Source organism: Leptolyngbya sp. GB1-A1 (genome assembly GCF_039962475.1).
Lineage (GTDB): Bacteria > Cyanobacteriota > Cyanobacteriia > Elainellales > Elainellaceae > Leptolyngbya_A.
Genome location: NZ_JAMPLI010000053.1, coordinates 21,337 through 30,195, shown reverse-complemented (window position 1 = coordinate 30,195; position 8,859 = coordinate 21,337). Strand labels below are relative to the sequence as shown.

General features: G+C 44.9%; 8 protein-coding genes and 1 pseudogene. 2 read left to right on the top strand and 7 right to left on the bottom strand.

What is annotated here, in order from left to right:
- Positions 1-610 precede the first annotated feature (610 nt).
- Positions 611-1,015, bottom strand: a complete 405-nt coding sequence (locus tag NDI45_RS26500; protein WP_348249505.1) for a hypothetical protein — start codon at positions 1,013-1,015, stop codon at positions 611-613.
- Between the two features lie 44 nt (positions 1,016-1,059).
- Entirely contained in the window at positions 1,060-1,569 is a 510-nt protein-coding gene (locus NDI45_RS26495) for a hypothetical protein (protein ID WP_190793486.1), read from the bottom strand.
- A gap of 274 nt (positions 1,570-1,843) precedes the next feature.
- On the opposite strand from NDI45_RS26495, the gene NDI45_RS26490 reads away from it, so the two are divergent.
- Positions 1,844-2,371, top strand: a complete 528-nt coding sequence (locus NDI45_RS26490; protein ID WP_190793487.1) for a hypothetical protein — start codon at positions 1,844-1,846, stop codon at positions 2,369-2,371.
- Between the two features lie 194 nt (positions 2,372-2,565).
- A complete protein-coding gene (locus tag NDI45_RS26485; RefSeq protein ID WP_190793488.1) occupies positions 2,566-3,543 on the top strand; it encodes a hypothetical protein in 978 nt (325 codons plus the stop codon).
- A 349-nt stretch (positions 3,544-3,892) separates the two neighbouring features.
- Here the strand turns inward: NDI45_RS26485 and NDI45_RS26480 are convergent.
- From NDI45_RS26480 to NDI45_RS26460, 5 genes and pseudogenes are all read right to left on the bottom strand, one after another.
- Positions 3,893-4,444 (bottom strand): annotated as a pseudogene (locus NDI45_RS26480) (IS6 family transposase); the annotation flags it as partial.
- 386 nt (positions 4,445-4,830) lie between these two features.
- Entirely contained in the window at positions 4,831-5,961 is a 1,131-nt protein-coding gene (locus NDI45_RS26475; RefSeq protein ID WP_242067624.1) for an ABC transporter permease, read from the bottom strand.
- 82 nt (positions 5,962-6,043) lie between these two features.
- Complete coding sequence (locus NDI45_RS26470; RefSeq protein WP_190794903.1) at positions 6,044-7,531, bottom strand: ABC transporter ATP-binding protein; 1,488 nt, start codon at positions 7,529-7,531, stop codon at positions 6,044-6,046.
- Between the two features lie 3 nt (positions 7,532-7,534).
- On the bottom strand, positions 7,535-7,933 hold the full coding sequence (locus NDI45_RS26465) for a Rid family hydrolase (protein WP_190794902.1): 399 nt from the start codon (positions 7,931-7,933) through the stop codon (positions 7,535-7,537).
- Positions 7,934-8,048: 115 nt separating this feature from the next.
- Positions 8,049-8,834, bottom strand: coding sequence for an isochorismatase family cysteine hydrolase (locus NDI45_RS26460; protein WP_190794901.1), 786 nt, complete (start codon positions 8,832-8,834; stop codon positions 8,049-8,051).
- Between the last annotated feature and the right edge of the window lie 25 nt (positions 8,835-8,859).

The following is an 8,859-nucleotide window of genomic DNA, read 5'->3' as shown; positions in this document are numbered from 1 at the left end:
AAAGCCAGGGTCAATTGGAGATTTTCCAGTGCAGGTGCGCGCATTCGGTTAGGGCATCTCTATCCTAAATTAAAGCATGCTAACTAGGCAAAGTTTATTTGGTGAACTACTAGATTGTCACCTTTGCTGGGCATTGTTGCATGAAAGAGGGGGTGTGGACGTGTGACTGAGCAAATGGTTTGGTGCACTTAGCAAATGAATTGCGTAAATCCCTGATCCTATAGTAGGCAAGGGGTTTGGGCTTCAAACGTAGGGTATTATGATTCGTGACTTGATTTGTCTCAATATCTGAAAGCCGCAATTAATAACGGTTTCAGAGTTTTAGAAAATGCGCAACTGATTTGCTAATTGCGCAAGTTTTATTGCTCAGTCACAGCAGAACTGCTTTAGGGGCAGGAGTAAAGTTGATTGTTCGGAGGGGTGGAGGCGATCGTCTTGTGCAGCCGTAGGCGGAGCGAGGATGGAATTAGGGTGATGGCAGACAGCATTGCGCGAGCGGGCAATCCACGTCTGCAAGGAAGGGTAGGCGAGGAAGCCAGCGAAAAATCTGCAAGCCGACGAAGGTTGGCATGATGATAGATGGTTAGAGTAATGGCTAGATTTACGTGATTTAAGGACAGCGGTTTGCGAGATCTGGTCTTATCTGATCACTTTGCTCAATGGTTTGCCGAAACTGTATCTCAGCAATGTGCTGGGCTTGTGCAATCGCACTAGAACTACTGCCGTAGCTGCGAATATATGCCCTTGCTGCCTCCATTGCTGCAATATTGGCTTGAGAGCTTGTAATGGCACAATCTCTTAGAACTGGGTTTGACAGTTGTTGAGCGGCATTGAGTGCCCGCTGGTATTGAATTTGAGCAGAATTGAAGTCGCCCTGCTCCGCCAGACGGCTACCTTCAATCCACCGTTCAAACACCGCTGCCCCAAAGGGTGACGAGTTCACATTCTGCGCTTGAACGGGGAGAATGGCAAAAAGCACAACTGCGCTAGCTGTAGCAAATCGAAAAATTTTCATCAGTAATGCAGATATGGGGAATTGAGCAGGACGAGGAAAATTTTCTAACGAGTGGGACCAAAGGTTTGAACGAAACTCATCCAGCGGTTAACTTTACCGCCTGTGATATTAAAAATTGGGACATCAAAGACCTGCGTTCGTCCTGGAAAGCCTTCCCCACCTGACCAGTAAATGACTGTATGCTCTGGTGTGCCCAATCCGTAAGCAACAGCAAGGTTTGCAGCAAGATCACAGGAAATCCGAAAGTTCCCCATATTAATGCTGCCATTGCCTGAAAAATAACTCCAACCGATCCCCCCGCCAACTCGTCCCGTTTGGCACAGATTGTGGGTGACTTCAAACATCTTGGCAATATGCACGTCATAAATCCGAAGATGTCCGCCATAAGCAGAAGCAGTCGTGTTTGTGTCTGGGACAACCATTTCCATCATGCCCTCATCAAACATCAGGCGCATTGGCAGTGCGGTTGATGCCCCAGCATTTGTCGCCGTGGATAGGACACAAGCTGATGCAGCAGTCGCGATCGTCAGCCAAAATTTCCAGCAAATCCTCATGGTAATCACCCCTTATCTGGCACGTCACCGAATTCCTTCTTCTAGAATTCCCGCTACGCTATGTTCGCTATCAAATCATTTGATTGCGCTTGCATTTCAGGTAGCTCCAATGGCAAGTAACGAATTCCTATGGAGCATGTAGGCGTTTGCCGGGAATATTAGGAGAGGGACTGCTGAATCTGGTTGTCGATCGCGTTTTGCCGTAGGCAAATGATTTATCAATACAGTTGCTACAGCCTGTGTTTGTCGCTCTCAGTGAATTAATGGGATATCTATGAACCTTGTCAAGCATCCTGAAAAGTGGATTAGTTTATTGCTGGCTGGTACTTTAGCCGTCCTGGGTGGTTCAAAAGCCCTTGCCAATACTCGATATGGAGCGCAAAGCTTAGGGGGGAGTACCAGTCTCAGTTGGATGTTTCAAGGGGTTTCGATCCCACGCGGTGGCATTCAACCCATACCTGTCGGCTATGCCTGCGTTGTGCGTGACACGTTGGGTGGAATGGCTCGGATTGCGTATGCTCATCGCTACCGGATTGTTGTTTATCCTGGAAGTGATCATTTGTCGCTTCAGCCCTTAGCGGGTGCTATGATTCGCCCTGAAGGATCGGGTTGGATTGTTCAAAGTCAAGACCCATTCCCAGAGCAAGAACTTTGGTCTGCTCCTCAGGTCAGGATTACAGGTGGATGGTTTGACAATGAAGATACGGTTGAGTCACTAGATGCAGCATGTCTCAACGGAGGTGTGACAGCGACGCTACGGATGATTAGCCAGCAGCATGGGTTAAATCTTACAATTCCGTAACGGAGCTTTGCCTGTGGAAACTTCCCCTTTGATCGCTGTTCATCACTTCAGCAGATTATATTGTTTCCAAAATCATGCAAGTTCTGCGTCACTTGACCATTCTGATCAGTTCTAGCAGTAGTGTACTTCGATAAGTGAAACAATTAGGGTGTGTTAAATCTGACTCAATATTTTTACTCTGGGAATCCTACTGAATGTTACCACCTACTTTAAATACTAAAGAACAGTGGCTAAGGGCGCTAAACCTGCCTCTTGATCAACTTCCTTTAATTCCTACTTATTTAGAGTATTTTTTGCATGACTTGAAAAATCGTTCTCTCAATTACACGGTTACAGATGTAGATGTGGTGATTGAGTCCTCTCCTTTTGATAAGATCTCGTTTCTGTCAAAGCAAGAAGCACCGCCTTCTGAGTATCCATTTAGTACTAATCGAGGGGGATATGTTATTTCTCTAAACCTTGCTCGGTTAATTGGGTTGAATACTACTCCTGGTAATTACATACTTTGCCATAGTCCTTTGTATCAGCAGGAGGATATGCTTATTTCTCAGGTCGAAGATGGATCACCCCAATTTTTGGGCTATATCATAGACTCATCCATGCCGCAGCAGATTTCAACTGCTATTCATTGGGGGGATAATCTTGATCAAGTTGCGGGTGGAATAAGAAATTCGCTGTGGAACCAATACAACGAGGATGATTTACGAATTAAAAAATACCGTGATAACCCTTATTCTGGTCAGCACTTATTATCTATTCCTTGCTGTTATGGAATCGTCATTGATCGTCAGCGCAGAGTACATGCCCTTTACGAGCTGACTCCTGTTGGAGTCGTTGTAGAACCAGGATATCAAGGATATCGATTGCCTGAAATACCAAGCACTACTCTGACACTCGCACAGTGGTTGGCGTTACTTGAATATTTGCCAAAGGGAGAAGTATGGCTGTGTGATAATCCTTTTGAGAATAGAGGGCATAGAGGGATAGTTGTTGAAACCAATTTCTCTGGAGAAAAGGCAAAATATCTTGTTCTCGATATGCATGGCTTTATTAGCTTTCAAGTGCCAGTTAGCAGTATTTTCATGGTTGCTCCGACACCCAATCGACTCTCCTGGGTCCCAGGATCATCTTGTCCATACTTTCCAAAAATTGATTGTAGTCTAGATATCTAATTTTCTGCTGGCAGCAATAATATGGTCATCTGCTGCTGATATTGATTTTGACCGACTGGGCAATTTAATTTAATGAAATTGGGAAAACTCCTAGAACATTGAACTCGGACTGACATCCCTTTGGCTTGTGTCAGGCTGTTCAGCAGGAACAACCTGTCCCATCATTACTGCCTGTTGAGAGCAGCACTCCCTGAACGATGACATATGGGGTAAAGATAGTTATTTGTATTAGCGGGAACAATAACCTCAGAAAATTTGTATGGTGATGGGGTATCTATCTGAATGAAGGATTTTGGGTTGTGTCGCAAAAACGATGGAGTGACAAACGAGCTATACCTGTCTCGTTGTTTCAAGCACCGATTCCGAACATTGCTTCAACAAACCTAGCTTGAGAGACACTGTCCCCTCGATCGATACCATTAACCTGTCCTTTGCGGATCATATTCATTGCCTCGATCCCACTTAAGGTTCTCCTGGCACTGTTAAACGTCTTGAACCCCATCATCGGCTTCACAATGCGCTTGATGTTTCGATGATCCTGCTCAACGATATTGTTTAAGTATTTGCTCTGCCTCAGCTCTGTCTTCTGATCAATTACCTCATCCCCTTTCAGCATCTCGGTTGCGACGGGATAAGCCGCATTCTGATCAACGGTAATGACCCGTGGAGCATGAGTGTGCTGACCTTTCAGGACTTTGCGAAAGAATCTTGCGGCAGCTTTCGCATCTCGCTTGGCGCTCAGCATAAAGTCGAGGGTATTGCCCTCCGAATCGACAGCACGATACAGATACTTCCACAAACCCCTGACTTTGAGATAAGTTTCGTCCACCCTCCACGAGTCGTTAGTCAGCTTCAGCTGAGGTCGAATTCGTTTGTCCAGTTCCGGGGCGTACTTCACTATTGCTTCAGGGCATTTCGAGCTAATTTCATCCCTGGGCAATCGCCCAATCTGGCCCTCCAAAGATTGCTTCAATAAACTTGGCTTGAGAGACACTATCTGATAAACGTTCATCTGCCGCATGAGAAGCCGAAGGGAAAAGAGTTGAGTGAACAACAAAAGCAGGAAAACCGAGAATTTAGTTGCCAATGGGTCAAATGTGAGACCCATACAGGCATGGAACGATGTTGAGCAGGAACGGGTGTCTATCGCAATCGTCTGCCTAATTTTCGATGACCCCTTAATGGTAAATGCAGCAGGGTTGTGGAACTTCTACCTCGATGCAGTGTAAATGAAGGAAGAATTTGAAAACCCTTGCCTCAAGTCAATTTTATTTCTCAACAAGTCTATTACTCCAAAGAACTATAATCAGCCTTTCCAGATGCTTGTTTATTAATTAAACCGTTTACTGTTAATGCACTTGTAAACAGTAAACCTTGCATAATAAGCGCACTAGAAGATGGAAACTGTGCAAATAATTGAAGTGCGTCGGCAGAGGCAGATAAGCCTCCTACTAACAAAGAAATTAGAAGAATTGAGACAAAGTTTTGACCTGCTAACCATGCGACTAGAAATCCACTTAATCCGTAGCTTACTGATAGGTCGGATTGCAACCGTCCCTGAATCATGCTTGCTTCAAGAATCCCAGCCAGTCCAGCAACACCGCCTGCGATCGCCATCACCCAAATTACTGTACGCCCATACTTCAAACCAGCAACCGTTGAAACTTTTTGGTTGCTACGCATCACGCGCAGTTCAAGACCCCAGCGACTATAGGTTAGCAAAACGTGTAATAGTAATGCAATGCCAATGCCAATGACTAAACCCAAATGAATCCGAGTATTAAAAAAAGTAGGCAGTTTAGCCGCATCTGGAAATGAAACAGTGGCAGGCCATCCCAAGCTTGCAGGATCTTTCCAGGGACCATAGACTGCAAAATTCACAAGCAAAATCGCAACATAATTGAGCAGTAACGTGCTAATTGTCTCGTTGATGCCCATTCGGGCTTTTAACCAACCGGGAAAACCTGACCATAATGCGCCTCCCAACCCAGACGCCAAAAGCATCAGTGGTAAAACGACCCACATAGGCTGTTGTAGGAATGCAATCACAGGAGCAGTGCCCACTAGTGCTCCAATGTACATTTGCCCTTCAGCACCGACTGAAATTAACCCAAGCCTTGCCGGGAGTGCAGTAGCGATTGCACATAACAAAACTGGTGTTGTTTTAACCAACGTTTCCGACCAAGAATAGGGGCTACCAAATGCTGCATTAACCACTTCTTTAAGAAGTGGAAGAGGTGATTGTCCAGAGATTTTGAAAAAGAGACTAATGAGGATGAAAAATAGAATTCCAGAAAATATAAACTTTTTAAGTAGGAGAAACTGCGGAAGTTGAAGCCACGATCGCACTAAGCTGAATCTGGAGTGTTTTATCACTGTTCTTTGCAGTTCAACTAGAACAACAGTATGTTTGCGCATGATTTTCACACTGGATATCTTCTCATTTGTTATGTCAACTTACGGCACATAGAATATAGAACTACTAAACACTCCATAAAATTCAAGCTGCCTGAGAACCCGTCATCCAAAAGCCCAACTGTTGACGATTGGTAGTGCGTGTCGTACTGATACCAGCGATTTGACCATGAAACAAAACTGCAATGCGATGGGAGTATTGCAACAACGCATCCAAATCTTCAGAAATCCAAATGACACAAGCGCCTCGTTCCGCATGACGGAAAAGATGTTCATATACTGCTTGTGTCGCTACAATGTCTAATCCCATTGCTGGGTAACAGGCAATGATTAAATCGGGCTTCCCAGATAGCTCCCTAGCGATTACTAATTTCTGTAAGTTTCCTCCAGATAATTGATCCGCTTGCTTAAAGGGATTTGGAGGTTGTACATCAAAGGCGGCAATTAATTCACTGGCATGTGATCGCTGCTTACCCCAACGCGGAAATAGAGGCATGCGGTGAATCTGGTTGATAAATAAATTAGTAACGAGATCCAAGTCAGGAGCAACACCATTTTGTAGTGGTTGTTCTGGGATGTAGGCAACATTGAAAGGGCAATCAGGCAACTGTCCTGCTTTATTAATGATGCGATCGTTCAAAACAACTTCACCAGAGGTTAGAGGAATGAGACCAGCGATCGCTTCTGCTAGAGCCTGCTGACCATTTCCCGACACACCAGCGATGCCTAAAATCTCGCCTGCAACAATCTGTAAATCGATCGATTCAACAAACTCAGTTGCATGCGCTGATACATCTTTGATCCAAAGTTTAGGAGTGTTTTGAACGGGATAATTAACAATGTGAGCAGGCGTTAGATGTTCGTCTCCCATCACTAATTGAACGATTTCGTGGGTTGTTATTTCACTCATTGGGCGAACATCAACAACGGTACCGTGACGCATTACGGCAACGCGATCGGCGCAGGCAGTAACATCTTCTAACTTATGTGTAATCAACACAACTGAGTGTCCCTTCTCTGCAAGTTGCCGCACTAATGACCACAATCGTTGCTGCTCTTGGGGACTTAGGACTGACGTAGGTTCATCTAAAATAATGATATTTGCATTGAGATTTAGAACTTTTGCCAACTCAACCAACTGCTTCTCACCCGCTGATAAGTCGCGCACATAAGTATTGGGTTTTATATTATGTGATAATTCTCGCAATTTTGCTTGCACAGATTTCCAGGCTGTAGGTTGACGTAACAACCACCAGGGAGCAGCAGGATAAGTCAGCATCAAGTTCTCAGCAACTGTTAAGGCTGAGATCAGGCTAAACTGCTGAAATACCATGCCTATTCCCAACTGCGTTGCAACCGTTGGAGAGGAAATGGAGACAGGTTTACCTTGAATAAAAATTTCGCCTTCATCCGCCTGATAAAAGCCATAGAGGATTTTCATCAGTGTGCTTTTACCCGCACCGTTCTCACCCAGTAAAGCAAGCACTTCCCCTGGCAAAATGTCTAGATCAACTTGATGATTTGCCAAAAACTGACCAAAGCGCTTTGTAATTCCTCGTAAACTGATGTGCATGGTTTAATTCGGTCTACGAGCAACAAAATCAACTTCGACTCTGGGGCCTCGCACTAGGCTAGAAACTCCAACGCAGGTGCGAGCAGGTAATTTCCCTTCTATGAAATAGGTTTTGTAGACTTGGTTGAATAGCTCAAAATCTTCCTCTAAATGCGTTAAATACACACCAACTCGAACGACATGCTCAAACCCCATTCCCAATCCGGCTAATACCGTTTTGAGATTTGAGAAAACCAAATGTGTTTGTGCTTCAATGCCATCAGGAATGGGCGCAGTTGAATTATATGGATCAAGGGGCGTTTGACCAGTTAGGTAAACCCATCCATCAATTTCGGCAGCATGACAGAAGGGACCAGTTGGTGCAGGCGCACCCTCAACCATATGAAATGTGGTCATACTCATCGTGTTGTAAATCTTGATTCGGTTATCAATAGCCTGGAGGTTGCTAGATGATGCGTAACGCTATTGCTAACGCATCCTAAGAAGAATATTCTTTCTTCATGGAAATATATTGAATTTATAGCTGAGCAAGTCCTGCTAAAAGATGTTTGGATTGAGTGATGAATCCGTAGAGGAGTTTAACGTTGTATAAGGTTGATTCAATACAACACTGTGGTGAGGTTGTTGCAGTGCAGTCTTCAATCAAAATGCAATCGTATCCTAAAAATGTTGCATCTTGCAGAGTAGACAGAACACACTGATCCATATTCACGCCACCAACAAACAGGGTGGCAATGCCCATGTTTCGCAAAATGCTGTCAAGTTCTGTGTCCCAAAATCCACTAAATCGATGTTTGGTGACATGGATATCTTGATCACCTGGATTAAGTTCATCTACGATCGCAGCTCCCCAATCGCCCTTTCGTAACACATGCGATCGCTTTTCAGGCGTGAACTGGTTAAGCCCTACCCGTTCCCCAGTTGGGCTATGGGCATGAAGCACTGACGGAGCAATGTTGAGCAAATCCGGACGAACACCCCAACTCAGCCAAATAATTGGAATTTGTTTTGCCCGAAATTCAGGGACTAGAGATTGTAAAGGAGCAATAGGAGCGCGATCGCGAGTATAGTCCACCCCAATCACATCCAACCAGCCACCTTTGGTGCAGAAATCGTTCTGCATATCAACAATCAATAAAGCCGATTTCGATGCATCCACCACGACCCGTTGTGGGTCGGCATCAACTCGCATGGATCTTATGGGACGGGGTACCCGTGACATATCCACTTCATCACGAGAGACTAGCCACTCCTGACCTTTTGCAGCCCCCATTGGGTAAATTTGATTTACTTCAGCAACCATGTTGCACCTCATTAAGGTGAAAAGT